The 25,521-nt window shown below is 69.1% G+C and carries 27 protein-coding genes; 17 read left to right on the top strand and 10 right to left on the bottom strand.

The window, feature by feature from the left end; all coding sequences use genetic code 11:
- The first annotated feature begins 37 nt into the window (after positions 1 to 37).
- The 5 genes from Pmi06nite_RS29770 to Pmi06nite_RS29790 all read left to right on the top strand — a co-directional run bounded on the left by Pmi06nite_RS29770 (position 38) and on the right by Pmi06nite_RS29790 (position 6,384).
- A complete protein-coding gene (locus tag Pmi06nite_RS29770; RefSeq protein WP_203956464.1) occupies positions 38 to 1,582 on the top strand; it encodes a serine/threonine-protein kinase in 1,545 nt (514 codons plus the stop codon).
- Positions 1,583 to 1,766: 184 nt separating this feature from the next.
- Positions 1,767 to 2,036 carry a CGNR zinc finger domain-containing protein gene (locus tag Pmi06nite_RS29775; RefSeq protein ID WP_203956465.1) on the top strand — a complete coding sequence of 90 codons (270 nt, stop codon included), beginning with the start codon at positions 1,767 to 1,769 and terminating at the stop codon, positions 2,034 to 2,036.
- Positions 2,037 to 2,184: 148 nt separating this feature from the next.
- Positions 2,185 to 3,348 carry an EfeM/EfeO family lipoprotein gene (locus tag Pmi06nite_RS29780; protein ID WP_203956466.1) on the top strand — a complete coding sequence of 388 codons (1,164 nt, stop codon included), beginning with the start codon at positions 2,185 to 2,187 and terminating at the stop codon, positions 3,346 to 3,348.
- The gene (gene efeB / locus Pmi06nite_RS29785; protein ID WP_239114284.1) at positions 3,345 to 4,574 is read left to right on the top strand and encodes an iron uptake transporter deferrochelatase/peroxidase subunit; all 1,230 of its coding nucleotides are present in this window, start codon (positions 3,345 to 3,347) and stop codon (positions 4,572 to 4,574) included. Before Pmi06nite_RS29780 ends, efeB begins: the two co-directional genes overlap by 4 nt.
- A 151-nt stretch (positions 4,575 to 4,725) precedes the next feature.
- Positions 4,726 to 6,384 carry a phospholipase C gene (locus Pmi06nite_RS29790; RefSeq protein ID WP_203956467.1) on the top strand — a complete coding sequence of 553 codons (1,659 nt, stop codon included), beginning with the start codon at positions 4,726 to 4,728 and terminating at the stop codon, positions 6,382 to 6,384.
- A 113-nt stretch (positions 6,385 to 6,497) separates the two neighbouring features.
- On the opposite strand, the gene Pmi06nite_RS29795 is transcribed toward Pmi06nite_RS29790, so the two are convergent.
- Positions 6,498 to 7,721 (bottom strand): hypothetical protein, encoded by a 1,224-nt coding sequence (locus Pmi06nite_RS29795; protein WP_203956468.1) that lies wholly within the window; start codon positions 7,719 to 7,721, stop codon positions 6,498 to 6,500.
- The gene (locus tag Pmi06nite_RS29800) at positions 7,718 to 8,200 is read right to left on the bottom strand and encodes a SigE family RNA polymerase sigma factor (RefSeq protein ID WP_203956469.1); all 483 of its coding nucleotides are present in this window, start codon (positions 8,198 to 8,200) and stop codon (positions 7,718 to 7,720) included. Before Pmi06nite_RS29800 ends, Pmi06nite_RS29795 begins: the two co-directional genes overlap by 4 nt.
- Positions 8,201 to 8,326: 126 nt before the next feature.
- On the opposite strand from Pmi06nite_RS29800, the gene Pmi06nite_RS29805 reads away from it, so the two are divergent.
- From Pmi06nite_RS29805 to Pmi06nite_RS29820, 4 genes are all read left to right on the top strand, one after another.
- A complete protein-coding gene (locus tag Pmi06nite_RS29805; RefSeq protein WP_203956470.1) occupies positions 8,327 to 9,571 on the top strand; it encodes a sensor histidine kinase in 1,245 nt (414 codons plus the stop codon).
- Positions 9,562 to 10,203 carry a response regulator gene (locus Pmi06nite_RS29810; RefSeq protein WP_203956471.1) on the top strand — a complete coding sequence of 214 codons (642 nt, stop codon included), beginning with the start codon at positions 9,562 to 9,564 and terminating at the stop codon, positions 10,201 to 10,203. Before Pmi06nite_RS29805 ends, Pmi06nite_RS29810 begins: the two co-directional genes overlap by 10 nt.
- A gap of 13 nt (positions 10,204 to 10,216) precedes the next feature.
- Complete coding sequence (locus tag Pmi06nite_RS29815; RefSeq protein WP_203956472.1) at positions 10,217 to 10,738, top strand: hypothetical protein; 522 nt, start codon at positions 10,217 to 10,219, stop codon at positions 10,736 to 10,738.
- 138 nt (positions 10,739 to 10,876) lie between these two features.
- Positions 10,877 to 11,278, top strand: coding sequence for an SRPBCC family protein (locus tag Pmi06nite_RS29820; RefSeq protein WP_203956473.1), 402 nt, complete (start codon positions 10,877 to 10,879; stop codon positions 11,276 to 11,278).
- A gap of 41 nt (positions 11,279 to 11,319) precedes the next feature.
- Here Pmi06nite_RS29820 and Pmi06nite_RS29825 read toward each other — a convergent pair whose 3' ends face one another.
- The 3 genes from Pmi06nite_RS29825 to Pmi06nite_RS29835 form a co-directional block, all read right to left on the bottom strand.
- Positions 11,320 to 11,523: a hypothetical protein gene (locus tag Pmi06nite_RS29825; protein WP_203956474.1), complete on the bottom strand. Its 204-nt coding sequence runs from the start codon at positions 11,521 to 11,523 to the stop codon at positions 11,320 to 11,322.
- A gap of 4 nt (positions 11,524 to 11,527) precedes the next feature.
- A complete protein-coding gene (locus tag Pmi06nite_RS29830) occupies positions 11,528 to 12,448 on the bottom strand; it encodes a TIGR03620 family F420-dependent LLM class oxidoreductase (RefSeq protein WP_203956475.1) in 921 nt (306 codons plus the stop codon).
- A 119-nt stretch (positions 12,449 to 12,567) separates the two neighbouring features.
- Entirely contained in the window at positions 12,568 to 13,395 is an 828-nt protein-coding gene (locus tag Pmi06nite_RS29835) for an aldo/keto reductase (protein ID WP_308442538.1), read from the bottom strand.
- A 206-nt stretch (positions 13,396 to 13,601) separates the two neighbouring features.
- Between Pmi06nite_RS29835 and Pmi06nite_RS29840 the strand changes: the two genes are divergently transcribed.
- The 7 genes from Pmi06nite_RS29840 to Pmi06nite_RS29870 all read left to right on the top strand — a co-directional run bounded on the left by Pmi06nite_RS29840 (position 13,602) and on the right by Pmi06nite_RS29870 (position 19,519).
- A complete protein-coding gene (locus Pmi06nite_RS29840) occupies positions 13,602 to 14,171 on the top strand; it encodes a COG4315 family predicted lipoprotein (protein ID WP_203956477.1) in 570 nt (189 codons plus the stop codon).
- Between the two features lie 250 nt (positions 14,172 to 14,421).
- A complete protein-coding gene (locus tag Pmi06nite_RS29845; RefSeq protein ID WP_203956478.1) occupies positions 14,422 to 14,892 on the top strand; it encodes a GAF domain-containing protein in 471 nt (156 codons plus the stop codon).
- Between the two features lie 65 nt (positions 14,893 to 14,957).
- Positions 14,958 to 15,686: a GAF and ANTAR domain-containing protein gene (locus Pmi06nite_RS29850; RefSeq protein ID WP_203956479.1), complete on the top strand. Its 729-nt coding sequence runs from the start codon at positions 14,958 to 14,960 to the stop codon at positions 15,684 to 15,686.
- Complete coding sequence (locus tag Pmi06nite_RS29855; RefSeq protein WP_203956480.1) at positions 15,655 to 16,020, top strand: STAS domain-containing protein; 366 nt, start codon at positions 15,655 to 15,657, stop codon at positions 16,018 to 16,020. Before Pmi06nite_RS29850 ends, Pmi06nite_RS29855 begins: the two co-directional genes overlap by 32 nt.
- Positions 16,021 to 16,043: 23 nt before the next feature.
- The gene (locus Pmi06nite_RS29860; RefSeq protein ID WP_203956481.1) at positions 16,044 to 17,096 is read left to right on the top strand and encodes a quinone-dependent dihydroorotate dehydrogenase; all 1,053 of its coding nucleotides are present in this window, start codon (positions 16,044 to 16,046) and stop codon (positions 17,094 to 17,096) included.
- Between the two features lie 44 nt (positions 17,097 to 17,140).
- Positions 17,141 to 17,344, top strand: a complete 204-nt coding sequence (locus Pmi06nite_RS29865) for a heavy-metal-associated domain-containing protein (RefSeq protein WP_203956482.1) — start codon at positions 17,141 to 17,143, stop codon at positions 17,342 to 17,344.
- Positions 17,345 to 17,377: 33 nt separating this feature from the next.
- A complete protein-coding gene (locus tag Pmi06nite_RS29870) occupies positions 17,378 to 19,519 on the top strand; it encodes a heavy metal translocating P-type ATPase (protein WP_203956483.1) in 2,142 nt (713 codons plus the stop codon).
- A 196-nt stretch (positions 19,520 to 19,715) separates the two neighbouring features.
- Here Pmi06nite_RS29870 and Pmi06nite_RS29875 read toward each other — a convergent pair whose 3' ends face one another.
- The 4 genes from Pmi06nite_RS29875 to Pmi06nite_RS29890 all read right to left on the bottom strand — a co-directional run bounded on the left by Pmi06nite_RS29875 (position 19,716) and on the right by Pmi06nite_RS29890 (position 24,019).
- Positions 19,716 to 21,350, bottom strand: a complete 1,635-nt coding sequence (locus Pmi06nite_RS29875) for a beta-N-acetylhexosaminidase (protein ID WP_203956484.1) — start codon at positions 21,348 to 21,350, stop codon at positions 19,716 to 19,718.
- Between the two features lie 244 nt (positions 21,351 to 21,594).
- Positions 21,595 to 22,455, bottom strand: coding sequence for an N-acetylmuramoyl-L-alanine amidase (locus Pmi06nite_RS29880; protein WP_203956485.1), 861 nt, complete (start codon positions 22,453 to 22,455; stop codon positions 21,595 to 21,597).
- Positions 22,456 to 22,521: 66 nt separating this feature from the next.
- Positions 22,522 to 22,788: a hypothetical protein gene (locus tag Pmi06nite_RS29885; protein WP_203956486.1), complete on the bottom strand. Its 267-nt coding sequence runs from the start codon at positions 22,786 to 22,788 to the stop codon at positions 22,522 to 22,524.
- A gap of 127 nt (positions 22,789 to 22,915) precedes the next feature.
- Positions 22,916 to 24,019 carry a LacI family DNA-binding transcriptional regulator gene (locus tag Pmi06nite_RS29890; RefSeq protein ID WP_203956487.1) on the bottom strand — a complete coding sequence of 368 codons (1,104 nt, stop codon included), beginning with the start codon at positions 24,017 to 24,019 and terminating at the stop codon, positions 22,916 to 22,918.
- A gap of 247 nt (positions 24,020 to 24,266) precedes the next feature.
- Between Pmi06nite_RS29890 and Pmi06nite_RS29895 the strand changes: the two genes are divergently transcribed.
- Entirely contained in the window at positions 24,267 to 24,971 is a 705-nt protein-coding gene (locus tag Pmi06nite_RS29895) for a TetR/AcrR family transcriptional regulator (RefSeq protein ID WP_239114285.1), read from the top strand.
- A 148-nt stretch (positions 24,972 to 25,119) separates the two neighbouring features.
- Here the strand turns inward: Pmi06nite_RS29895 and bldC are convergent, their stop codons facing one another.
- Positions 25,120 to 25,323, bottom strand: coding sequence for a developmental transcriptional regulator BldC (bldC, locus tag Pmi06nite_RS29900; RefSeq protein ID WP_013133571.1), 204 nt, complete (start codon positions 25,321 to 25,323; stop codon positions 25,120 to 25,122).
- Between the last annotated feature and the right edge of the window lie 198 nt (positions 25,324 to 25,521).

Genomic DNA, 25,521 nt, shown 5'->3' on the forward strand with positions numbered 1-25,521 from the left:
CGAGCCACATCGATCACTGTCGTGGTAGGCATGGCACATGGCACCACCCGCCCCCCTGCGCGCCGATGACCCCCGGCGCCTCGGCGTTTATCGTCTGGCCGGGCGGGTCGGCCAGGGGGGACAGGGAGTGGTGTTCCTGGGCACCGCCCCCGGCGGCGCCCAGGTCGCGGTGAAGCGCATGCACCTGGAGTTGGACGGCGAGAAGGCCAGAAAACGGTTCATCGCCGAGGTGGAGGCTGTGCGGCGGGTCGCGCCCTTCTGCACGGCGCAGGTGCTCGACGCCGATCTCGACGAAGAGCGTCCCTACATCGTCAGCGAGTACATCGACGGGCCGTCCCTCCGCGAGGACATCGCGACCTCGGGCCCCCGCTCAGGAGGATCGCTCGATCGGGTCGCCGTGGCCACAGCCACCGCGCTCGCGGCGATACACGAGGCCGGCGTGGTCCACCGGGACTTCAAACCGGGCAACGTCCTGCTCGGCCCCGACGGACCGCGCGTGATCGACTTCGGCATCTCCCGGCTCCTGGACAAGACGGAGACCGTGACGCTGACGCCCGTCGGCACGCCTGCGTACATCTCTCCCGAGCAGCTCAGAGGAGAAAGGGCGAGTCCCGCGGCCGACATGTTCGGCTGGGCGCTCACGGTCGCCTACACCGCGAGCGGACGCCACGCATACAGCGGTGAATCCTTCGAGGCGATCCTCGGCCGCATCCTGTTCGGCACGGCCGACCTCGGGCCTCTCGCCGGGCGGTTACGCGAGGTCGTCGTCGCCTGCCTCGCGGCGGACCCGTCCGACCGTCCGACGGCGGACGAGGTGCTGCGGCACCTCATCGGACGTGGAGAGCTCGCCCTTCCGGACAAGACGCCCGGCGGTGTGCTCGAGGCCGGAGGTGTGCTCGCGGCCGGAGCGATCCTGGCCGCCGGCACACGGCCGAGCGGCGACGAGCCCTCAGCGGCGGCGGCCGTCTCCCCGGACGCCGTCACCGATCCCCTGAACGCGGAGGACGGCGAGGAGGCGGCCGCGCCGGATCCGGAAAGGGCCGAGCTCACCCGCCCCGCCGTCGTCCCGCCATGGTTCCTGCGGCGGTCCGCCGTCGCGGCGGGGGGCGTTGTTCTCATGGCCGGTGTCATCGGGGCGACCCTGTGGTGGGCGGACCACGGCCGGACGAGCCCCGCCCCCTCAACGCCCGTCTCCGCCTCCGTCTCCGCCTCCGTCTCCGTGTCTCCCTCCATCACCCCCTCCTCGCCGGGAGCGTTCTCGTACGCGGGCAGGTGGACGGGAAGCGCCGAGTATCCCTCGTCCGACCTGGTGTTCTCCGTGGAACTGCTCCTTGCCGAGAACATGGCCAAGGCAGGCTCCATGAGGTGGGGGGCCAACCTTCAGTGCTCGGGACGGCTGAGCCGGGTGCGCGAGACGGCCACGACCACGACCATGCGGCTCAGCCGGGTCGGCGGCCCCACCGGGTGCTATCCGGGCACGGTCGAGCTCTCCCCACAGGGGCTCGACAAGATGACCTTCCAGGTCACCCGCACGGGAGAGACGAAGCCCCGGTACTTCGGCATCGTCGTCCTGACGCCGTGACGCCGTGACGCCGTGACGCCGGCGATCCTTCCGCCGCCCCCATACGTGACCGCTCCACGAGGCCACCCGCGTGACCGCCCCGCGCGACCCGCTCGAGCCCCGAGGTGAGACACCGGGCTGGTTTGTGAGCTCATGTCCACTTCTCGCGCAGGAGACCGAGCTCGGGGCAAGTCCTCTGTCCCCGGTGGTGGAGTGGCCGCCCACCGGCCCCGTGAAGGTCTGGCATGCCGAGCGGGCGGGCGGTTTCGACGCGGTTCTCGCGCACATCGCCCGCGACGCCGTCGACGTCGTCACCGGACCGCGCGCACAGACGATCAGCCGCTGCGAGGTGCCCGGTTGCGTACGGATCTTCCTGCGCGAGCACGCCCGGCGCATCTCGTGCTCCACGACCTGCGGGGACCGGGTGCGCGCCGAGCGCCACTACCGGCTCCACCAGGCCGGCCGAGACGGCTGAGTCCGGCCCGCGAGCGCGCAACCTCAAAGGGGAACGGCAGGTGAGAACTTCGTGAACAAGGTGGCTTATGGGGTCGATTAAGGCTTCTACTGCTAATCGCGTGACTAATCTGTTTTTGCCCTTTTCAGGTCCTCCGAAGGGGAGATCAGTGCACGTCAGGCGGGTGAGCACGGTGATCGCATCGTCGCTGCTCTTCGTGGCCGGATGCTCGAATTCCGGTGTCAAAGCGGCGCCCGCTCAGCCGGCGGCCGATCCTTCCATCCAGATATCGACCAGTCACTGCGGCGAAGGCTGGGCCCATCCCGCCGCGGGCTCCCAGACGCTGTCGATCACCAACACCGGCACCACGACGGCGGACGCCGACGTGATCGGCGTGCCCGGCGGCGCTGTCTACGGCGAGCTCGAAGGGGTGGCACCCGGCGTCACAAGGTCGCTGCCGATCACGCTCGGCCAGGGCACCTACGCCATCCGGTGCCAGCCGGAGGACGGCGCCCTCATCGTCGGCCCCTCGGTCCGCGTCGCCGGATCCGCGAAGTCCGGCCCGGCCGCGGTCCCGGTCACCTACAACGACCTGTACGGCCCGACGCGCGAGTACCAGGACTACGTCGCCGGCGGAGTGAAGACACTTCTGGCCAGGACGAAGACGCTGGTGGCGGCCGTCGACCGCAAGGACCTCAAGGCCGCTAAGAAGGCCTGGCTGCCCGCCCATCTGGCCTACGAGAAGCTGGGCGCGGCCTACGACACCTTCGGCGACTTCGGCGACGCGATCGACGGCCTTCCGCAGGGTCTGCCGAAGGGCGTGCACGATCCGGACTTCGCCGGTTTCCACCGCGTGGAGTACGGCCTCTGGCACGGCGAGTCCGCGGCCTCGCTGCGGTCGCCGGCCGATCGCCTGCTCAAGGACGTCAAGGGGCTGAAGGCCGACCTGCCCAACGAGGACATGGAGCCCGGCGACCTTCCGCTGCGCGCGCACGAGATCATGGAGAACACCCTCCAGTTCGAGCTCACAGAGAAGGCCGACCAGGGCAGCGGCACCTCGCTGGCCACGGCTTCGGCGAACCTCGACGGCACACGCCAGGCGGTCGAGGTCCTGCGGCCGCTGCTCAAGTCCCGCTACACCGGGCTGTCGCAGATGGACGCGGATCTGGACCGGGTCCAGAAGTTGCTCGACGCGCAGAAGCACGGCGACTCGTGGACATCCGTGGCGGGTCTCGGCACGTCGGACCGCGAGTCCATCGACGGTGCGGTGGGCGAGCTGCTCGAGCGCCTGGCCCCGATCGCCTCCATCTGCTACCCAAGGCGGACCTCATGAGCGGCTACGACCGCAGGATGTTCCTTCGCGGCGCCCTCGCGACCGGGATCGCCGGCTCCGTGGCCGGAGTGGCCGCGGGTAAGGCGGTCGCGGAGACCTCCACGACTCCCGAGGCCGGTGCGCCGCCGATCCCTCCCTTCCACGGCCCACACCAGGCGGGGATCCTGGCGCCCGCCCGGCGCAGGACGATCGTCGCCGCCTTCGACGTCATGGCGGACGGCCGTGACGACCTCGCGGACCTGTTGCAGACCCTGACCGATCGGGCGCGCGCCCTCACGTCGGGGGGAATACCTGAGCAGGTCGGTATCACCGCACCGTCGTCCGACTCCGGCATCCTCGGGCCGGACATCCCGGGTGGCGACCTGATGCTCACGGTGGGCGTCGGCGCCTCCCTGTTCGACGACCGGTACGGCCTGGCCTCGCGCAAGCCGTCCCGGCTGACGCGGATGCCGACGTTCCCCAACGACGATCTCGACCCCGCGTGGTGTCACGGCGACCTGAGCCTGCAGTTGGAGGCGGACGACGACGACACGCTGCTGCACGCGCTGCGCGACATCGCCAAGCACACGCGCGGCGGGATGCAGGTCCGCTGGCGCATGAACGGGTTCTCCAACCCGCCCAGACCGACCGGAACGCAGCGGAACCTTCTGGGCTTCAAGGACGGCATCGCCAACCCGGACGCCACGAAGGCCGCCGAGATGGACCGGCGCGTCTGGGCAAGCGGTAAGGCGCCTGAGCCGGCCTGGACGGCGGGCGGCAGCTACCTCGTCGTCCGGCTCATCCGGATGCTCGTGGAGTTCTGGGACCGCGTCGGGCTCGACGAGCAGGAGAAGATGTTCGGCCGCGCCAAGGACACCGGTGCCCCGCTGGACGGCGCTCACGAGCAGGACGCACCCCAGTACCAGAACGACCCCGAGGGCTTGGTCATCCCGCTCGACAGCCACATCCGGCGGGCGAACCCGCGTACGCCCCAGACGGACGACAGCCGGATCCTGCGGCGGGGCTTCAACTACGACCGGGGCATGGACTCCGTCGGGAACCTCGACGTCGGCCTGATCTTCACCTGCTACCAGCAGGATCTCCAGCGGCAGTTCGAGGCGACCCAGAAGCGGCTGGCGGACGAGCCCCTCGTCGACTACATCTCGCCGTTCGGCGGCGGGTATTTCTTCGCACTTCCGGGCGTACAGGATTCATCCAGGTCATTTGGAGGATTTCTGAAGGTTTGACCGTTTTTATCCTTTGTTTAGGTGGATGTCACTTTTTTAGCTGATACTCGTCGATCGCCTCCGATGGGATTTCGTAGGCACCCTGGGGGCCACGTGTCTCCGGTGCCATCCGGGCCGAAACCTGGTTCGGGCATCGTCAGTAGGAGGCATTGTGGGCATTCGCCCAGACAAGAAGACGGCACTGCGCTGGTCCGCGGTCGCGACCAGCGTGGTGGCCGCCGGGGTCCTGGTCGTCACGACCATGTCGCCCGGCTCAGCCGCCACCGGGACGGCGGCTCCCCAGACCAAGGGGGCTCCGGTCGCCCTGTACAAGAACGACACGAAGACCACGACCCCCATCAAGCACGTCGTGGTGCTGTTCGACGAGAACGTGTCGTTCGACCACTACTTCGGCACGTACCCGAACGCGGCCAACACCGACGGCACCTCGTTCAAGGCCGACAAGGGCACTCCGTCCGTCGACGGGCTGACCAGCAAGCTGCTCACCAAGAACCCGAACCAGTACAACCCGAAGCGCCTGACGCACGAGCAGGCCCTGACCTGCAGCCAGGGCCACGCGTACGGTGCGGAGCAGCTCGCCTACAACGGCGGCAAGATGGACAAGTTCGTCGAGAACACCGAGCACAGCACGTGCGGCGGCAACAACATCTTCACCACGCCCGGCATCGTCATGGACTACTTCGACGGCAACACCGTCACCGGTATGTGGAACTACGCTCAGCACTACGCGATGAGCGACAACTCCTACAACACCAACTTCGGTCCGTCGACCCCCGGTGCGCTCAACCTCATCTCGGGGCAGACGCACGGTATCTACGCGGTCGACCCGGTGAAGCACACGGCGGTCAACGACCCCAGCGTGGCGACCTCCCCGGACGCCAATGGCGTCGGCACGGTCATCAACGACCCCGACCCCGCGTTCGACGACTGCTCGGACAACAACCACACCTCGACGAACAACCTCGCGCAGGCCACCGGCCCCAACGTCGGTGACCTGCTCAACCGGAACCACGTCACGTGGGGCTGGTTCCAGGGCGGCTTCAAGCCGACCGACGCGTCGGGCAACTACGTGGTGTGCGGTGCCACGCACCAGAACATCGGCGGCAACTCGGTCGTGGACTACAGCCCGCACCACTCGCCGTTCCAGTACTACGCGTCGACGGCCAACCCGAAGCACCTGCCGCCGTCCTCGGTCGCGGCGATCGGGCACACCGACCAGGCGAACCACAACTACGACCTGACGGACTTCGACGCCGCCCTCGCCGCGGGCAACCTGCCGGCGGTCAGCTTCCTCAAGGCCAGCGCCTACCAGGACGGTCACCCGGGCAACTCCGACCCTCTGGATGAGCAGACCTTCGTGGTCAACACGATCAACAAGATCCAGAAGTCGAAGGACTGGGCGTCGACCGCGATCGTCATCGCCTACGACGACTCGGACGGCTGGTACGACCACAAGGCCGCCCCGATCGTCAACGGCTCCGCGGACCCGGCGCAGGACAGCGCCGCGCTCTGCGGCAAGGCCAAGGTGGCCGGCGGCTACGACGACCGCTGTGGCTACGGCCCCCGGACGCCGCTGCTCGTGATCTCGCCTTACAGCAAGGTGAACCACGTCGACCACACCCTCACCGACCAGACCTCGGTCCTGAAGTTCATCGAGGACAACTGGAACCTCGGCCGGATCGGCGACTCCTCCTACGACTCGCGCGCGGGCTCCCTGAAGGGCATGTTCGACTTCGGCAAGCCGAAGGCGGACACCGTCATCCTCAACCCGACCACGGGCGCGGTGGCCTCGCTCACCCACCACAAGTGATCTCTTCCTGAAGAGGGTCACCTGAAAGAAGGGCCCGCACCTCCCGGTGCGGGCCCTTCCGCGTTTGTCCGTTCTCATCCGCCCGTGGCGGTCTCATCTCCCCGTGGCGAGCCTCATCCGTCCACGGCGAGCAGGTTGAGCACGTTGAGCTTGCCGTGCCCGGCCTCCCAGGAGAGCAGCGGGGACGATGAGGTGGCTTCCCATGAGTACCCGCTGGGACGCACTCCGACGATGGCCTTCTTCCCGGTGTTCAGGTCGTATATGACTGCTCCCGACATCTGGGCGAAGTGCGAACCGAGGACCGGCAGCACGTACGACGACGGCACCGGAATCCGGCTGAGCCCCGAGCCGTCGGGCCGCATGACGATGACCGCGTTACCCATCCGGCCAAGGCACCATTCGATCGAGCAGCTCAACCCCTTCACGCCGGCAGGGGGAATGATGGCCCTCGTCTCACCCGTCTCCAGGTTGACGAGCTTGCTCTGGTTGCGGTCCTGCACCTGGCCGATCCGGATGGGGGGCACGTCCACGGCCCACGGCCAGGACGACAACCACAGGCCGTCGGTGCCCGCCAGCTTCTCCGGGGAGCCCCCGGTGATCGGCATGCGGTAGACCCCGCCGGGCCGGATCGACCAGACGAAGGAGTCCGACGACACCCCGATCGCGCTGACACCGGACAGGTCGCCGGTCACCTCGCCGACCTTGACCGCCGCACCGCCCGCGCGCGGTGCGACCCAGAAGTCCGCCCACCCGCCCTTCCTGCCGTTGAGCATCGTGCCGTACCAGCCGATGTAGTCCGCACCCACCTCGAAGCGCCGCTGGTAGTAATCCTTCTTGGAGGCGGGCATCCGCGTGATGACGCGGCTCTCGCCAGTCCCCGTGTCGTAGACGTCGAGCCGCTCGGTCTTCCAGAACTTCGTTCTGGCGATCATGAGCAACTCCGTCGGGCTGAGAGCCGTGAGAGGGGAGTAGCGGGAACCGTCCGGCGCCTCCGCCGGAATCGTGAACACGGCACCCGGCCACACCGCGCGCGCCGGAAGGAGCTTCCTGAGGTCCGGCCCTGGGGAGGCCGGCGCGGAAGTGGGCGAGGCTGTCGTGGTCGTGGTCGTGGTCGTGGTCGTGGTCGTGGCGTCCGGGGTCCCGCCCCCGCCCCCGCGGAGGACGGCCGATCCCCCGGCCACGACGATGACCACCGCTGCGGAGGCCAGTGCGGCCTGGCGACGATGGTGTGTCCGCTTTCTGCGCCGGACGCGCACGGCGTCGGCGATGTCGGCAGGATCCACAGCCCGCGCGGCGGCCTCCTGGAGGGCCGCTCTCAAGTCCTGTTCGGTTCTCACACTTCCTCCATCAGTGCCGCACGCCTGCCGACGCGCAGCTTGTCGAGGGCCCGCGAAGCCTGGCTCCGCACGGTTCCGGTCGAGACGCCGAGGATCGCGGCGATCTCCGCGTCCGGCAGGTCCTCGTAGTAGCGCAGGACCAGCACGGCCCGCTGTCGTGGCGGGAGGGTTCCGAGCTCGGCCCACAACGCGTCGTCCCCGTCGAGCCGTGCGTCGGTGTAGCCGCGATCCGGTGCGTCCGCCATCAGACGCTCGCGCCGGCGGCGTCGCCACCAGCTGATGTGCTGCCGTGCCATGATCGTCCGGACGTAGCCTTCCGGATCGTCCTTGCGGATCACCCGGTGCCAGGTGTCGCCCAGGCGAAGCAGCGCCTCCTGCACGAGGTCCGCCGCGTCGTCCGCGTCGCCCGTCAGGACGAATCCGTATCGGAACAACGCACTGCCGCGTCCCCGGACGAAGTCGTCGAAGGTGTCGTCCATGACAACATGGACGTCTCATCGCCGAAAAATGTTGCACGCGGTCGCGCAATGGTGGGGTTTACCCCACCATGGATTCGGATGACCGGCCCATGTCGCCGGGCGTACCCGATCTCTACCGTTGTCATCATGACCGCCACCGACCTGAGCACTCCTTGGGACAGGGTCCGCGTCCACTGGTCCGCACCGACCTGGCTTCGCACCGTCCACGTGGCGACGGGCCTTCCGATCGCGCTCGCCGCCGTCGGTGTGATCGGGGGACTGGCCGCCGTGTCGGTGGTGTTCTCCTGGACCGTGGTGGCGCCGCTGGTCGGCCTTCCGCTGCTCTTCTCGTCGGTGACGGTCTTCACCCGGCTGCAGCGCAAACGCTTCGCGGCCTATCTGGGTGTGGACATCGCCCCGGTGCCGCGCCCCGCCGCCGGCCGTGATCCGGTGCGGCGCCTGTTCCGCGACATGCGGTCGAGGAGTGTGTGGCGGCAGGTCGCCTACCACGTCGTCGCGCCGGTGATCAGCGTGGCCGGGTTCGTCGCGGTGATCGTGGCCTGGTCGGCGTGCCTGGTCGCGGCGGGGCTCGCCCTGCGTCTGTGGCTGGTGGGAAGCGGATGGACGGGGTCCCTTCTCGCCCTGCTCGCGTTCGCGGTGTTCGTGGTCGTCCCCTGGGTGGTGCAGGGTGTCACCTCGCTCGACGTCGTCGCGGCGGAGGCCCTGCTCGGGCCCAGCCTCAACGACCAGCTCGCCGAGCGGGTGGAGACCCTGCGGGAGAGCCGCGCCGAGGTGGTCGAGGCGGCGGACGCCGAACGCCGCCGGATCGAGCGCGACCTGCACGACGGCACTCAGCAGCGGCTCCTCGGGCTGGCCATGAACCTGGGCATGGCCCGCGCCACCCTCACCGATCTGCCCGAACCGGTCCGGGAAGTGCTCGCCCAGGCGCACGAGGACTCCAAGCTCGTCCTGAAGGAGTTGCGCGACGTCGTGCGTGGCCTCCATCCGGCCGTGCTCACCGAGGAGGGTCTCGACGCCGCACTGTCCGGACTGGCCGCGCGGGCGTCCTTCCCCGTACGGCTCCACGTCGACGTGGCGGAACGAGCCTCGCCTACGGTGGAGGCCGTGGCGTTCTTCGTCGTGTCCGAGGCCCTGACCAACATCTCCAAGCACGCCCAGGCGAACAGTGCGCAGATCGTCGTACGGCGTGCGGGTGACCGCCTTCACCTCACGGTCATCGACGACGGCAGGGGAGGGGCCGCACCGGACGCGGGGGGCGGCACGGGGCTGCGCGGCCTGACGCAGAGAGTCGGCTCGGTCGACGGGGTGCTGCGCATCGACAGCCCTCCCGGCGGTCCGACGAGGATCGAGGCGGAGCTTCCGTGCGCGTAGTCCTGGCGGAGGACTCCGTACTGCTCAGGGAGGGGCTCGTGCGATTGCTCGGCGCCGGAGGCATGGAGGTGGTGGCGGCGGTCGGCGACGCCGAGGACCTGCTGCGCGCGGTCGACGAGCACGAGCCCGATCTGGTCGTCACCGACGTCCGCATGCCGCCGTCACACACCGACGAGGGTCTGCGGGCGGCGCTCGTACTGCGCCGCCAGCGGCCGGATCTCGCGATCGTCGTGCTGTCCCAATGGGTCGAGGAACGTTACGCGAGCCGGTTGTTGTCCACGGCGACGAGCGGCATCGGATACCTGCTCAAGGACCGGGTGGCCGACGTCACCGAGTTCTTCGACGCGCTCCGCAGGGTGGCGGGCGGAGGCACCGCCCTCGACCCGGAGGTGGTCGCCCAGCTTCTCCTGCGCAGGAACAGCGACCCGCTGGAACGGCTGACACCCCGCGAGCACGAGGTGCTGGCACTGATCGCGGAGGGCAGGTCGAACGCCGGGATCGCCGAGGCCCTGGTCGTGTCGGAGAGCGCCGTCGGCAAGCACATCAACAACATCTTCACCAAGCTCGACCTGCCCAGCGCCGACAAGGACCATCGCCGGGTCCTGGCCGTACTGCGATTCCTGAAGGTCTGAAAGGCGCGTGCAGATGCGAAGCAGGGTCAGAGCCGCCTGGATCGTCGTGGGCGGCGCGTTCACCGCCGCCGTCGTGGTCGCGATGGCCCTCGCGGTGCTGACGGACATCCGCGTCCAGCCCGACGGCGACCTCCTCCGTTCGTCCTCGGAGTACGGTCCCGTCGGCCCGACGACCGAGATCACCACGTACGCCTACGAGACCTCCACGCCGATGATCATCGTCAGGACGATCGGGAACGTCGAGGTCAAGCTGGTGGCGGGCACGCCCGGACGGCTGTCCATCAAGCGCACGCTCACCTGGCGCGAGGAGGGGCGCCGTTTCGAGGAGTCATGGCGTGACGGCCGCACGCTGGACGTCGCCACGAGCTGTGAGACGGGGTGCCGTGCCGAGTACGTCCTGGGTGTGCCGCCGGGCGTCGGGGTCATGGCGGGCGGTCCCGCGGACCTGATGCCATGTCCCCGGCCGGTGGACGCGGAGGTCGAGTGTCTTCCTCCCGAACGGGTCCCCGCGCCTACGCCTGGAAGAGGCCGATGAGGTCGCCGCGGCCGTCCTGGTCGCCGGCCACGAACCCAGCGTCCGCTTATATAAGTCAAGCGTGAATGTCTGGGGCCGGATGGAGCGGCCCTCGGAGGGTAAGGGCGCGGTACGTACCAGAGTGAGGAGGACGAACCGATGAGCGAATTCGAGCGGTCGCGCAGGATGCCGGCCTCCGCCGAGCAGGTGTTCGACCAGGCGTGCGACCTCGACCGGCTCGACGAGTGGCTGCCAGGCGACCTGCACGTCCACCCGGAGGAACTGCCCGCCGTGACGGTCCACGAGGACAGGACCGGACACGACGCCCGCGCGCTGCTCCGGGAGGACCGTGATCAGCTCCGGCTCGAGTGGGGCACCCGCGACGACGACCGGTACGCCGGATGGCTGCAGGTGGCCGGAATCGACGACCGCGGGAGCGAGGCGACGGTCCATCTGTCGTTCTTCGGCCGGGGGCACACGCCGCCCGCCGCTCTCGTGGAGAAGTCCCTCGAGGAGAGCCTGGCGCGGCTGGAGGAGCAGGTGCGCGGGCGGACAGGCTGAGCGGGATCCCCCGCCGTCCGAGGACAGGCGGCGTTCCCGGCCTACCGTCCGTCCGGCGGATCCGCCGTCTCCGCCGACGGCCTGGGGGCTTCGGGCAACAGCGGAGCGAACGACGAGACGCGGGGGCCGGCGAGACCCAGGACCTGGCGGATCCACGTCTCGAGTCCCGTCGGGTCCGGTGGGGTGAGGCCCGGCGTCTCGCCGTCCTGGTCGTGCGGTGCCGCATCCGGCCGTGCCGTACTCACAGGATCAGCCGGTGATGACGGGGGCGAGCAGGCGCAGGTGCTCGAGTTGCTCCGCGAGTGTGCCGGCGATTGGTTGAACGCAGACGTGGTCGGCTCCTGCCTGGTGATGGGCGCGGACGTGCTCGCCGATGGTCTCCGGGTCTCCACTGGGGATGACGGCGTCGATGAGCGCGTCGCTGCCGCCGCCCTCGAAGTCGCGATCGGAGAAGCCGAGTTCGCGCAGGTTGTTGAGGTAGTTGGGCATGGCCAGGTAGACCGCGGCGTACTTCCGTGCGATGGCCCGGCCCTCGTCGACGTCCGTGGTCACCACGACGGCCTGCTCGGGGGCGAGCACGGGGTCGGGTCCGAGGACGTCACGCGCCATCGCGGTGTGCTCAGGGGTGATGAAGTACGGATGTGCCCCCTGCGCCCTGGTGGCCGCCAGTTCGAGCATCTTGCGCCGCAGGGCCGCGAGGAGCCGCGGCGGTTCGGGCGCCGAGGGCAGGCCGAACGAGGTGGCGTCCATTCCGTCGAGGTAGGCGCGCATGGTGGCCACCGGCTTGCTGTAGTCGTGGCCCCGCGTGGTCACGAGCGGGGCGTGGCTCACTCCCAGGCCGAGGACGAACCGGTCTCCCCACGCCTCCGTCAGGGTCCTCGCCCCGTTGGCCGCGGCCACCGCGTCACGCGCGTAGATGTTGGCGATGCCGGTCGCGATCTGAAGGCGTTGCGTGGCCGACAGCAGCAGAGCGGCCTGCGTCAGGGCCTCCCGGCTCGTCGGGGTCTCGCCGAACCACAGCGTCCCGTAGCCGAGGCCCTCGATCTCGGCGGCCGCCCGGCGCACCGTCTCCGCGGGCACGGAGGAGAACGAGGCCAGCCACACGCCCGTGCGGCCGAGGCGTCGCTTGACGGTGGACGGGTCCGCGGGTCGCGCCGTACGGTCGGCCATCCGGAGTGCTCCTTCGTGTGTCGTGCCCGGTCATCGACCGGCGCCGGGGCATCTCAGCATTGCACTGCCGATGTCGCGGCGCAGGGCAGGGGTGCCCGATCGGGGGTGCGTGTCGGGAGTCAGAGCATCTCAAGGGGCTGCCCGGCGCGCGGAGGCGGGAACGCCGTGTCCAGCACGAGCAGGTCCTCCTCGGCCAGCCGGATCTCGAGTGCGGCCTGGTTCTCGCGCACATGGGAGGCCTTCGCCGCCTTCGGGATGGCGATGACGCCGTTGTCCCTGAGCGCCCACGCGAGGGCCACCTGAGCCGGGGTGGCCTCGTGCCGCTCCGCCACTCCGCGGAGCGCCGGATGCCCCAGCAGCCGGCCCTGCTCGACCGGCGAGTACGCCATGATCGGGATGCCGCGTTCATGGCACCAGGGGGCGAGCTCGAACTCGGACCCGCGCCGGGCCAGGTTGTACAGGATCTGATCGCTCTGTACGGCCTGGCCGCCCGCGAGAGCCACGAGTTCCGTCATGTCACCGACGTCGAAGTTGCTCACACCCCAGTGCCGGATGTGCCCGGAGGCGGTGAGCCGTTCGAAGGCCGACAACGTCTCCTCCAGTGGCACGCCTCCCCGCCAGTGCAGCAGATAGAGGTCGATCCTGTCGGTGCCGAGGCGCCGGAGGCTCTCCTCGCAGGCCGCCACCGTGCCCCTGAGTGTGGCGTGGTCCGGCAGCACCTTGCCGACCAGGAACACCTCGTCGCGCCGTCCGGCGATCGCCTCACCGGTGAGCCGTTCCGCCTCGCCCTCGGCGTACAACTCGGCGGTGTCGATCAGCGTCATGCCCAGGTCGAGGCCCACCTGGAGCGTCGCGATCTCTTCGTCCCGCGATGAGCGGTTCTCGCCCATGTGCCAGGTGCCCTGACCCAGGGCGGCGACCTCCTCGCCCGACGGAAGTCTGGTCATGCGCATGACGTCCTCCCCGTCCGACTTCGCGTCTGTCTGCGCTTACCTGTTTTCGCCTCCCTTCCCCGGCCAGGACGGTGATTGGGCCAGGCGCGGGCCAAGACCAGGCAAAGTCATGTCGCCACGGTCCGTGTCGGAGCGACGCTCTATCGTCGCCGCGTGTCTCCTTGGACGCGGTGCTCGCCTATTTCCCTGGAGACCACAAGATGAAGAAACTGCTGTGCGCCGGCGCGGTCATGGCCGGCCTGCTGGCGTCCGGATGCGGGGGATCGGACAACTCCTCCAGTCCCGTCGCCGCGGACGAGTACAACGCATCGCCGACCTCGCCGGCGAACCCGTCAGAGGGCGAGTCCGGCATGATGTCGCCGGGCTACTCGGCATCCCCGACCTCGCCCATCATGATGGCGCCGACGGGCCCCGCGAAGATCGAGGTAGCGGACACGAAGCTCGGCAAGGTCCTCGTGGGCCTTGAGGGCCGCACGCTCTACCTCTTCACGAAGGACAAGGCCGGCACGTCGATGTGCACCGGCGCCTGCGCGACCGCGTGGCCGCCGGCTCTCACCCTCGGTGCGCCTACGGCCGGAACGGCCCTCAAGCCCGAACTCCTCAAGACGATCAAGCGCGACGACGGCATGACCCAGGTCGTCTACAACGACCACCCGCTGTACTACTACGCCAAGGACGAGAAGGCCGGCGACGTCAAGGGCCAGGACGTCAAGGACTTCGGCGGCGAGTGGTACGCCGTGACGCCGGAAGGCAAGAAGGCCAAGCACTAGCCAGGTCCTTCCGGCTCGCGGTCCGACCCCCTCGCCCCGGCCTTCGCCGGACGACTCCACGGCCCCGGTCTCTCGACCGGGTCCGGCTCGGCATCACGACCGCCCCGGAGCGCACTCGCGCTCCGGGGCGGTCGTCGTCGTAGGGTGAAACAAAGTCGGGTTCGCCTCGCCTGCGCTGTCGGCGGCCCACTAGGCTTAGCTGTCAGTCCGCCCTGTGTCCGCGGCCGTTTCTACATGGAGATGGCATGTCATGGCACAGGCGCCTGTGGTTCTCGAGAACGTTCTCGTCGGCATGGCCGACCTCTTCGGGGTCGACGGAGCCGCTCTCATGTTGCTCGACGGGCAGGATCGCCTGCGGGCGGTCGGTGCCTCCGACGACGTCGGCATCGCGCTGGAATCCGCGCAGGAGTCCGTCGGAGACGGTCCGGCCATAGCGAGCGCGGTCCGCGGCGACCTCGTCGCGATCAACGATCTTCACGCGGCGATTCCACTGGGATTCCCTCATGTGGCGGCGCACGCGATGCCGGTGCGGGCCGTCATGTCCGTGCCGCTCGTCGAGGGCACGGAACTCATCGGCGTCCTCGACTTCTACGCCCGGATCGGGCGCGAATGGGACCCCGCGGCGGTGGAGACGGGCTCGTGTCTCGGCGAGCTCATGGTGATCGTCCTGCGGGTCCTTGCGGAGAGCAGGACTGATTCCTCCCCGTCTGGGCAGGTGTGATGGCCGAGTCGCCAACTCTCCGCGACCGCGCCGGCGCTGAGGTGAGGTTCACGAGAGGATACGGAATGACCCATATCGATCCGGAGGCGCTCGTCGCCAGTCTGCGTCGTCTGCAGAAGAACACGACGGCGACCGGGATCGTGCAGCACCTCGAGCGCATCGTGCAGGTCGTCGACCGGATCTTCGGATATTCGGGGGCCGGTCTGATGTTCGCCGAGGAGGATCGCACTCTCCGGTATCTCTTCGCGACCGACGAGCGTGGCCGCAGCTTGGAGCACGCGCAGGCGATGACGGGCCAGGGGCCCTGCGTCGCCGCGTACGCGGGTGACACCGAGGTGACCACCGTTGACGTGAGGAGCGATCGACGCTGGCCCGAACTGCCCGAATTGCTGCACCCGGAGGTGCGAGCCGTGGCGGGCGTCCCGATAAGGCTGGGCGGAGTGCCCGTGGGCACGCTGAACGTCTATCAGGACGCCCCGCATGAGTGGGAGGACTCCGACGTCCAGGCGCTCCACGCGTACGCGCATGTGATCGAGCAGGTCCTGGTGGCCTCGATCGAGGCGGACGAGAAGGCGGTGCTCGCCGACCAGTTGCAGTACGCGCTGGACTACCGCGTGGTCATCGAGCGCGCCATCGGCTACCTCATGGGAAAGCACGACCTGACCGCCACACAGGCGTTCACCGGCCTGCGCAAACAGGCGAGGGACAGCAGGCGGAGAGTCTCCGACCTGGCGGCCGAACTGTTGGGCGAACAGGGTCCGCATGATGTTGCGAATCCAGATCACGCCGTCTGACGGCGGAATCTCGATGGCGGTCCGGGGCGATCTCGACATGGAGGGGTCAGGAGAGCTGCGCGTGTGCGTCTCCGAGGCCCTGCAGACGTATCGTCCCGGGCACATCGATCTCGAACTCTCGGGCGTCGCCTTCATCGACTGCTCGGGCTGCAGGACACTGCTCTGGGTCCAGCGGCGGATGCGCGGGCGAGGGGGGACGGCGACCGTCGTCCGCCCGTCGTCGCTGGTTCTGCGCCTGCTCCGGCTCCTGGAGTTCGACCATGAGCTGACCATCCGGAGCACATCCGAGGACACGACATCCGTGAGCCTGGAGGCGAAGCCCGGTCTCAACTGACGCGGGCGATAGTCTGGGCCGCGATGTATCGATTCGTGTTCACGCAGGTCCTGAGCCGCTTCGACGCGGAGGCGGTCCACCATCTGACGATGAGACTGCTCCGCGTCCTTTCCGCGCTCCCCATTCTGAAGCGGGTGCTGCACGCCCTGCTCGCCCCGCGCGACGACTCCCTCAGAGTCGAGGCCTTCGGCGTCCGGTTCCCCGGGCCGCTGGGGCTCGCCGCGGGGTTCGACAAGGACGCCCGGTGCGTCGAGGCGCTCGCCGCCTTCGGCTTCGGCCACGTCGAGGTGGGCACGATCACCGCCCGGGCGCAGCCAGGCAACCCCCGGCCGCGGCTCTTCCGGCTCGTGGACAGCCGGGCGATCATCAATCGGATGGGCTTCAACAACGACGGCGCGGCGGCGGCGGCCGTACGGCTCCGCAGGCCCCGTGTCATCCCCGCCGTCGTCGGGGTCAACATCGGCAAGACCAAGGTGGTGCCGGAGGCCGAGGCCGTAGAGGACTACGTGACCGGTGCCCGGCTGCTCGCGCCTCTGGCGGACTACCTCGTGGTCAACGTGAGCTCGCCGAACACGCCTGGGCTGCGCGACCTGCAGGCGGTCGAACTCCTCCGGCCTCTCCTGACCGCGGTCAAGGAGGTGGCGGGACGGACCCCGCTGCTGGTGAAGATCGCCCCCGACCTGGCCGACGAGGACGTCGACGCGGTCGCGGATCTCGCCGTCGATCTCGGCCTGGCCGGGATCATCGCCACCAACACCACGATCAGCCGCGCCGGAGTCGCCAGCACCGAGACGGGGGGCCTGTCGGGCCGGCCGCTCAAGGAGCGGTCGCTCGAGGTGCTGCGGCGGTTGCACAAGAAGGTGGGCGGCCGGCTGACGATCGTGTCCGTCGGCGGCGTCGAGAACGCCGACGACGTGTGGGACCGGCTGTGCGCGGGCGCCGGCCTCGTCCAGGGTTACACCGGAATGATCTATGAGGGCCCGCTGTGGGCGTCGAGGATCCACCGCGAGCTCGCCCGCCGTGTCCGGCGTCAGGGACTCGCATCGATCGGCGAGGTCATCGGGACATCTGTCTGAGTCATGGAATACCCTTGGGGGGTACCGGTACCGGAAGGATGGACATGAGCGTGAAGACCTACACCGTCCAAGGCATGACCTGCGGCCACTGCGTCAGCTCCGTCAAGGAGGAGGTCGGCGAGCTCGCCGGAGTGACCGGCGTGGAGGTCGACCTCGCGTCCGGGCGGCTGGACGTCGCCGGTGAGGGCGTCACCGACGACGCCGTACGGCTGGCCGTCCAGGAGGCCGGTTACGAGATCGTCGCCTGAGCCGTCTCGCGCGGCGCGGGTCCCGGGGGAGACATGACAGCGCGGATCGAGCTCGACATCGCCGGCATGACGTGCGCCTCCTGCGCGGGCAGGATCGAGCGCAAGCTCAACAAGCTCGACGGCGTGAGCGCCGCGGTCAACTACGCCACGGAGAAGGCCAGCGTGGTCTTCCCGGACGATCTCGACCACCGTGAGCTGATCGCTCAGATCGAGAAGGCCGGGTACTCGGCCGCACTGCCCGAGGCGGAGCCCGTCACGCCGCGCGACACGCTGGAAGACCGCCTGATCCTGTCGCTCCTGCTGGCCGTCCCGGTCATCGCGGTGGGCATGGTCCCGGCGTTCCGGTTCCCCGGATGGGAGTGGTTCTCCCTGACGCTCACCACGCCCGTCGTCGCCTACGGCGGCCGGCCGTTCCACCAGGCCGCCTGGGTCAACCTCCGGCACGGTGCCGCGACGATGGACACCCTGATCTCGCTCGGCACCCTCGCCGCGTACGCCTGGTCGTCATGGGCCCTGCTCGCCGGGCCCCCGTCGGGCCACACCTATCTCGAGGTGGCGGCGGGTGTGACGGTGTTCATCCTGGCCGGGCGGTACTTCGAGGCGAGGGCCAGGCGCCGGGCGGGAAGCGCGCTGCGCGAGCTGATGGAACTGGGCGCAAAGGACGTCACGGTGATCCGTCAGGGCGCCGAGACTCGCGTCCCGATCGGGATGCTGCAGGTCGGCGACGAGTTCGTCGTACGGCCGGGCGAGAAGATCGCCACTGACGGCGTCATCGTCGAAGGGGTGTCGGCCGTCGACGCGGGCATGCTCACCGGCGAGTCGGTGCCGGCCGAGGTCGGGCCGGGTGACATGGTCACCGGCGCCACGCTGAACGAGAGCGGCAGGCTCGTCGTCCGGGCCGCACGGGTCGGTGCGGACACCCAGCTCGCGCGGATCGCGGCTCTCGTGGCCGAGGCCCAGTCGGGCAAGGCCGCGGTCCAGCGCCTCGCCGACCGGGTCTCCGGCGTCTTCGTGCCCGTCGTGATCGTGCTGGCGGCCGCCACGCTCGTGTCCTGGCTCGCCGCGGGCGGCGGGGTGGTGCACGCCTTCACCGCGGCCGTCGCGGTGCTGATCATCGCCTGCCCGTGCGCGCTCGGCCTCGCGACTCCCACGGCCCTGCTCGTCGGCACGGGCCGGGGTGCGCGGCTCGGCATCCTGATCAAGGGCCCGGAGGTCCTCGAACGGGCAAGGAAGATCGACACTGTGGTCCTGGACAAGACCGGGACGGTGACCACCGGCCGGATGTCGCTGACGGCGGTCATGGCCGCCGACGGTGAGTCGGCCGGGGAGGTCCTGCGGATGGCGGGAGCCGTCGAGCACGCGTCCGAGCATCCCGTCGCCAGGGCTGTCGCCGCCGCCGCCCGTGAGGCGGGTCACCGGCTCCCCGCGGTCGAGGAGTTCGAGAGCCTTCCCGGGCTCGGCGTCCGGGGTGTCGTGGAGGGCCGGGTCGTGCTGGCCGGCCGCCGTGCGCTGCTCGCGGGGACACGGCACCTGCCGCCCGCGGTCGAGGAGGCGCTCGCCGCCGCCGAGGCCGCAGGAGGTACGGCCGTGGCCGTCGGCTGGGACGGCGTCCCCCGAGGCGTCCTCGTCGTGTCCGACACGATCAAGGAGACGTCGGCGAGAGCCGTACGGGATCTGCGGGACCTCGGGCTGGTCCCGATCCTGCTCACCGGGGACAACCGCGCCGCCGCCGACGCCGTGGCGGGCTCCGTCGGCATCGAGCAGGTGATCGCCGAGGTGCTGCCCGCGGACAAGGTCGAGGTGGTCAAGCGGCTCCAGGCCGAGGGACGCGTGGTGGCCATGGTCGGCGACGGGGTCAACGACGCCGCGGCGCTGGCCCAGGCGGACCTGGGTCTGGCCATGGGCACGGGGGCCGACGCGGCGATCGAGGCCGCCGACGTGACCCTCGTCAGAGGCGACCTCCGCGTGGCCGCGGACGCCGTCCGACTGTCCCGCCGGACGCTGAGGACCATCAGAGGCAACCTCTTCTGGGCCTTCGCCTACAACGTGGCCGCGCTCCCGATGGCGGCGGCCGGATGGCTCAACCCCATGATCGCCGGTGCCGCCATGGCCCTGTCGAGCGCGTTCGTCGTCACCAACAGCCTCCGCCTCCGCCACTTCCACCCCCACCCATGATCACACCCTCCCTTGCCCGTGATCATGCACAGGTTCGTGGAAATGCGGTGTGACGTGCGCCAACCTCGCGCGTGATCATGCACAGGTTCGTGGGGATGCGGTGTGACGTGCGCCAACCCCGTCCGTGATCATGCGCACATTCGTGAACATGCCCCGCGACCTGGGCGAATCCCCGCCGTGATCATGCACGTACGGGTCACATGCTGGGACGGGTGGACTCGGCCGAGTGGGTCATCTCGTCGAGGTGGTTCATCACCTCGTGGACGAGCACGACCTCCGGCCGGTGCCGCCGCCACCCCGTCCCGCCCCGCTGCCAGGGATGAGGGCCCGCCAGAGGCCGGTACTCCACGCCGAAGGCGTCCAGCCGTACGAGATGGGCGCCGAGACGCCGCAGGAAATCCGCGCCTACGGCAGGCTCTCCCGCCCAGGTGATCTCGGCCGCGGCGCACCCGCGAGGCCACGCACGATAGTCCAGCGTGCGGCTGTCGGGGATGCGCTCGCTCCAGAGTTGGAACTGCGCGCCGATCACCCGGGCACGCTCGTCCGGCGTCCATTCGGCGGGCGCCGGAGCGAAGCCGGCGACGTCCTCGACGGTGACCGTGTCGCCGATCCCCACGGGCTCCTCGTCGGAGGCGGCCTCGGTGTAGTCGAAGTACATCGGGAAGACGGACGTCGCCACGACATCGTGTCCCGCGGCCGCCGCGCGGCGGCCGACTCCCTGACCGCGCCACGGCATGACGACCGTGTCCTGTCGCAACAGGCCGCTGACGAACGCCTCGTCCCATACGACGGCACGGCTGCCGCGCTCGGCCAGCACGTCCGCAAGCCGCCTCAGGAACCAGGCGTGCATGTCACCGGGTGTTTCCAGGCCCAGCTCCGCTTGGTACGCGGAGATCTCGGGGGAGGACGCCCAGTCGTCCAGCACGCATTCGTCTCCGCCGATGTGGAAGTACGGAACCGAGCCCAGCGCCCCGATGATCTCATCGAACACCGTGGCCAGGAACTCGACGGTGGCGGGCAGCGGAGAGAGGATCGCCGGCGAGACGCCCCAGCGGTCGAGGACCTCGTACGGCTCGCCGGGCTTGGCGCCGAGCGACGGATAGGCGGCCAGGATCGCCGAAGCGTGCCCGGGCACGTCGATCTCCGGGACGATCGTGACCGCCCGGGCCCGCGCGTAGGCGGAGATCTCCGTCAGATCGGACAGCGTGTAGAAGCCGCCGTGCGGCATTCCGTCGAAGGTGGACTCTTCGCCGAAGGGGCTGGTCGTGGTCTGCGCCCGGTGGGACCCGACCTCGTGCAGCAGCGGGAACGCCCGGCTCTCGACCCGCCATCCCTGGTCGTCGACCAGATGGAGGTGGAGCCGGTTGAGCTTGTGGAGCGCCAGCAGATCGATCATCCGCAGCACATCACGCTTAGGAAGGAAATGTCGGGAGATATCCATGTGGGCGCCTCGCCACGAGAACCCCGGAGCATCCTCAATGCGGCCTGCAGGGAGCGTCCATGAAGTTCCGGGCAATTGTGCGGACCGGAACGCCTCGGCGGGCAGAAGCTGCCTCAGCGTCTGCCCCGCGTAGAAGGCGCCCGCGGACCCGCCCGCGACGATCAGCACCGATTCCGCCGTGATCGTGACGCGGTACGCCTCGTCCCCCAGGCCGGGGTCCTGTTCCACCCGCACCGCCGCCGTCTCAGCAGGTCGCAGGTCCAGTACGGCCAGAGCCAGCCGTACGGAGTCGACGAGATGACCGGGACCGGAGACGCCGGCGCCGGGCGCGAGCACGAACGATCCCGGCGCCTTTTCGGCCAGCTTGGGACGGGGAAGCAGGTAATCCATACCCCAGATCATGCCAAACGGCCCGAATCGCCTTGACACCCGCTTCCTCGCATGATCACGAAATGGAAAGCGCCAGGTCAGAGAGCCTGCGACCGAACTTGCGCATGATCACGAATCGAGAAAGCCCAGCTAGGGCCGCATATTCACGAACCTGTGCATGATCACGCCCAGGGTTGGGGCACGTCAGGAGGCATTTCCACGAACCTGTGCATGATCACGCGCGAGGGGGTGGGGTGACCTGGGGTCAGGTGAGGTAGTTCTGGAGGCCCTTGGCGAGGGATTCGGCGATGCGCTGGCGGAAGGCGGCGCTCTTGAACTTGGCCGCCTCGCTCGCGTTGCGCATGTTCCCGCACTCGATGAAGATCTTAGGAACGGTCGAAAGGTTGAGCCCGCCGAGGTCCTTCCGGTAGTCGAGCGCGCTCTTCCCGATGTAGGTCGAGTACGGCAGGCCCGTCCCCGAGTGGAACGCGTTTCTGACGTCGATGCCGAGCTTCTTGGAGGCGCCCACGACCGGGTCGACCGGCCCGTGGATCTTCTGCGGCATGATGATGTGGAAGCCGTGCGCGCTCGCCGGGGCGCCGTCCCCATGGATGGAGATCGCGGCGTTGGCCTTGGCCTTGTTGCCGATCGCCGCCCTCTGGGTGATGCACGGGCCCGCGCCGGTGTTGTTCTTGCGCGTCAGCTTGACCGTGGCGCCCTTGGCCTTGAGAAGTTTGGCCAGCCGGTTCGAGACGTCCCAGGTGAACGAGGCTTCGGAATACCCGTCGTTCGTCGCCGTCCCTGTGGTGTCGCAGGCCTTCCACTGGGTGAGGACGTTGACCTGCTTGTTGATGATCTCAGGGTGCTTGAAGTTGCCCCCGTTGTGGCCGGGGTCGATCACGATGACCTTGCCGGCGAGGGGGCGTGTCGGCCTCTTCTTGGCGGCTTTCGACGGAAGGGTCTTGGCCGGGTTCGCGTTCTGATCGGTCACCCCTGTGACCTGGGAGGTCGCGGCCGCAGGCTCCGTGACAGCCTTGGTCGCGTCCGAGTTCGCCGTGCCGCCGCAGGAGGCGGCTCCCAGCCCGGCCAGGACGAGAGCTGCGGCGGCAAGTTTGCGACTGGTCACGGCAAGATCCCTTCACGGAGGTCTGTCGCTTCCCAACCTACGTGTAGAAGGGGCGTAATCAGACCGTTATGCCGTGAAACGAGATTCCCAAACAGGCTCCGCGACGTCTTGCTTGTGCAAGAGGGCGGCCAATTCCCGGGCATCTTCCGCGTCGAGCCCCAGCACCACGCGCGGCCGTCCCCAGGGATGGTCGATCGAATGGGCGACGTAGCTCGCCACGGACTCGGCTATGTCCTCGGCGTGCAGCCCACGAGCCTCGCGCCAGTAGGCCCACGCCCGCTCGAGCTCACCCGCGGCACGCTGGGCGCAGGAGACCAACTCCGGATCACGCATGAATCCCCCCGATTTTCGTGGAAATAGTCGCCGACCTGACGGGTCCCCCCGATGTCTGCGACCCGCCGGGGGTCGGCGTCACAGTCGGAGTCAACACCGTCCGCGATTCGACACGTCGGCGGTTGACCTAGCTTTGGGGATCGCTTGGAACGGGGCAGGTGCTCCGGCGGACGATCAGCTGAGGGGTCACCTGGCGCAGGCGGGCGGCCTTGCCCGGCTCGGTGATGCGGTCGCTGAGCAGAGCGGCGGCCGAACGGCCCATCGCTCTGCGGGGCTGGTCGACGCTGGTCAGCGAGATGTGGTTGACCGCCGCAAGATGAGTGTTGTCGTATCCGACGACGGACAGGTCCTCGGGGACGCGCAGGCCCAACTCGCTCGCCGCGGTGAGAACGCCCATGGCCACGATGTCGTTCGCCGCGAATATGGCGGTGGGGCGTGGGTCGCGGGCCAGCAGTGCACGCGCCGCGCGCCGTCCGCCCTCTTCGGTGAAGTCTCCGTGCTCGACCATGATGTACGGCGCCAGCGCGTGGCGGCGCATGGCCACCAGATAACCCTCACAGCGGTAACGGGCCGCGGAGGAGGGGGTGCCCTCGATGTGGGCGATGCGCCGGTGGCCCAACTCGACCAGGTGATCGATCGCGAGTCGGGCGCCTAATTGGTCGTCGTCCACGACGATGTCGACGCCGCCGAGCGAGACGTCGCGCTCGCCGACCACGACCGTGGGCGTGTACGCGGAGGCCTCCGCGAGCGTGGAGCTTGAGGGAGCGACGCCGAGCAGGACGAGCCCGTCGACCCGGAGTTCGAGAAAGGCCTCCACGGCCTCGTCCTCGAACGCGGGGTCCCAGCGCCCGCTGCCGATCAACAGCCGGAGGCCGTCGCCGTGCAGGCTCTCCTGGAGGCCGTCGAGGAACTCGGCGTAGAAGGGGTTGTGGAGGTCGGCCACCAGAGCGCCCACGAGGTGGGTCCGGCCCTCGACCAGGCTGCGGGCCACGGCGTTGGGGCGGTAACCGAGCTCTCTGGCGGCCTGCAGGACCGCCTCCCGGCGATGCTCGCTGACGTGTGACGAACCCCTGAGCACGAGGGACACCAGCGACTTCGAGACGCCGGCGCGCTCAGCCACGTTGCGGATCGTCGGCCGTGGCCGCGGACTGAACCCCTCGGACAAGCCACCGTCGGGCAGCGAACCCGCGACGTCGTTCCGGGCAGTGGTCTGCATGGACGGTCCTGACATGGTTCTCCCCACGATGCGTGGACGTGCACCTGACACAACAAACGATCGAGTTGCCCGTAGGGTACGGGCAGCTCACAGTTGTGTTGCTTCTTTCCGGTCTGTTCGCATCTCTCAGAGAGCGATCTCAGGCCCTCGCACTACGTCTGATCGGCGCAAATGCCAATCCGAGGAAAATGTGGATCCTTCCATATTCGCATCTTGATCAACTAGCGTCGTCATGCTGGGACGACCCGATAGTGTGCGATCTGTGGGTGCCACATCCCAGGCCGAAAACGACCCGGATCGGGCGGCCGGAGCGCGGCCCGCGCGGCGCCGGCTCAGCGTCGACCGCAGGCGCGAGGAACTGATCGCGGCCGCGCTGGAGCTGTTCAGCAGGCGCGACGCGGAGGATGTCTCGATAGATGACGTCGCCACCGCGGCGGGTGCCTCGCGAGCGCTCGTCTACCACTACTTCGGTGGCAAGCAGGAGCTCTATGTGGCGGCGCTGCGCAGCGCGGCGAAGGAGCTCGAGGCCCGGCTCAGGCCGCAGGAAGGCGGAAACCCTCTCGATGAGTTGTCGCGCGGGCTGGCGCGATACTTCGACTTCGTGGAAGAGCACGCGGCGGGCTTCGCGGCGCTGCTCAGAGGCGGCCCGGCGAACCGGGCGGGGGAGATCGGCGAGATCGTCGACGGGGTACGGCAGCGCCTCTTCCGGCTCGTCATGAACCAGCTTCGTGTCGGCGTGCCCGGACCCGTCTTGCGGATCACCCTCAGATCGTGGATCGCATCAGTGGAGACGGCCGGCCTCGACTGGCTGGAGCATCGGGACATCGACCGGCCCGAACTGGAGCGGCTGCTCATGGACCAGATGGTCGCCCTGCTCGAGGTGGCGGCACGTCGTGATCAGGACGCGGAACACCTGCTCGAATCTCCAAGGCGGAGGACCGACCGGGTGACGTCTGACGATCAGTGAGCGCAGTGCCGGGGAGGCGCCGGGCGGGCGGCGCCGACCCCACAACTTCCCGTGACCCATGGTGGCCACGGGCGTGTGGTCGACGCGCTCACATCTCTGACGCGAGCGCGTCTTTTCTTCCCCCCTGCTTCGGCGATGACCGGGTGGTCTACTCGGAGCGCTGCTGCGGTATCCCCGCGAGCAGCGCCCGGACCTCGGTCTCCCGGTAGCGCCGGTGTCCGCCGAGCGTGCGGATAGATGTCAACTTGCCCGCCTTCGCCCACCGGGTGACGGTCTTGGGGTCGACGCGGAACATGGTTGCGACCTCCGCCGGGGTCAGCAATGGCTCGGCCTCGGGTGTACGAGCTGACATTTGTGCGGCCTCTCCTCCGTGTGGACCGGCGACAGCGATCCTGCGACTTTTCTGCGCTTGTCACGGATGTCCCCCAATGATCCATAAGGTGCGGTTTCAGGATCATTTGCGGTATCACCCGATGTGACCATACAGCCACGTAGTGCGATTGGCGAGCCCTCTGGGCGCAACGTCTCGACCACGTGTTGTTGTCACGCT

It is taken from the genome of Planotetraspora mira, assembly GCF_016863275.1.
Classification (GTDB): Bacteria; Actinomycetota; Actinomycetes; order Streptosporangiales; family Streptosporangiaceae; genus Planotetraspora; species Planotetraspora mira.

Coding starts and splice junctions, on each gene's coding strand:
- Pmi06nite_RS29865 (WP_203956482.1), top strand. CDS start 17,141: ATGAGCGTGAAGACCTACACCGTCCAAGGCATGACCTGCGGCCACTGC.
- Pmi06nite_RS29770 (WP_203956464.1), top strand. CDS start 38: ATGGCACCACCCGCCCCCCTGCGCGCCGATGACCCCCGGCGCCTCGGC.
- Pmi06nite_RS29860 (WP_203956481.1), top strand. CDS start 16,044: ATGTATCGATTCGTGTTCACGCAGGTCCTGAGCCGCTTCGACGCGGAG.
- Pmi06nite_RS29875 (WP_203956484.1), bottom strand. CDS start 21,350: ATGGATTACCTGCTTCCCCGTCCCAAGCTGGCCGAAAAGGCGCCGGGA.
- Pmi06nite_RS29815 (WP_203956472.1), top strand. CDS start 10,217: ATGCGAAGCAGGGTCAGAGCCGCCTGGATCGTCGTGGGCGGCGCGTTC.
- Pmi06nite_RS29885 (WP_203956486.1), bottom strand. CDS start 22,788: ATGCGTGATCCGGAGTTGGTCTCCTGCGCCCAGCGTGCCGCGGGTGAG.
- efeB (WP_239114284.1), top strand. CDS start 3,345: ATGAGCGGCTACGACCGCAGGATGTTCCTTCGCGGCGCCCTCGCGACC.
- Pmi06nite_RS29890 (WP_203956487.1), bottom strand. CDS start 24,019: ATGTCAGGACCGTCCATGCAGACCACTGCCCGGAACGACGTCGCGGGT.
- Pmi06nite_RS29855 (WP_203956480.1), top strand. CDS start 15,655: ATGATGTTGCGAATCCAGATCACGCCGTCTGACGGCGGAATCTCGATG.
- Pmi06nite_RS29830 (WP_203956475.1), bottom strand. CDS start 12,448: ATGGCCGACCGTACGGCGCGACCCGCGGACCCGTCCACCGTCAAGCGA.
- Pmi06nite_RS29850 (WP_203956479.1), top strand. CDS start 14,958: ATGACCCATATCGATCCGGAGGCGCTCGTCGCCAGTCTGCGTCGTCTG.
- Pmi06nite_RS29800 (WP_203956469.1), bottom strand. CDS start 8,200: ATGGACGACACCTTCGACGACTTCGTCCGGGGACGCGGCAGTGCGTTG.
- Pmi06nite_RS29845 (WP_203956478.1), top strand. CDS start 14,422: ATGGCACAGGCGCCTGTGGTTCTCGAGAACGTTCTCGTCGGCATGGCC.
- Pmi06nite_RS29840 (WP_203956477.1), top strand. CDS start 13,602: ATGAAGAAACTGCTGTGCGCCGGCGCGGTCATGGCCGGCCTGCTGGCG.
- bldC (WP_013133571.1), bottom strand. CDS start 25,323: ATGTCAGCTCGTACACCCGAGGCCGAGCCATTGCTGACCCCGGCGGAG.
- Pmi06nite_RS29835 (WP_308442538.1), bottom strand. CDS start 13,395: ATGACCAGACTTCCGTCGGGCGAGGAGGTCGCCGCCCTGGGTCAGGGC.
- Pmi06nite_RS29820 (WP_203956473.1), top strand. CDS start 10,877: ATGAGCGAATTCGAGCGGTCGCGCAGGATGCCGGCCTCCGCCGAGCAG.
- Pmi06nite_RS29805 (WP_203956470.1), top strand. CDS start 8,327: ATGACCGCCACCGACCTGAGCACTCCTTGGGACAGGGTCCGCGTCCAC.
- Pmi06nite_RS29870 (WP_203956483.1), top strand. CDS start 17,378: ATGACAGCGCGGATCGAGCTCGACATCGCCGGCATGACGTGCGCCTCC.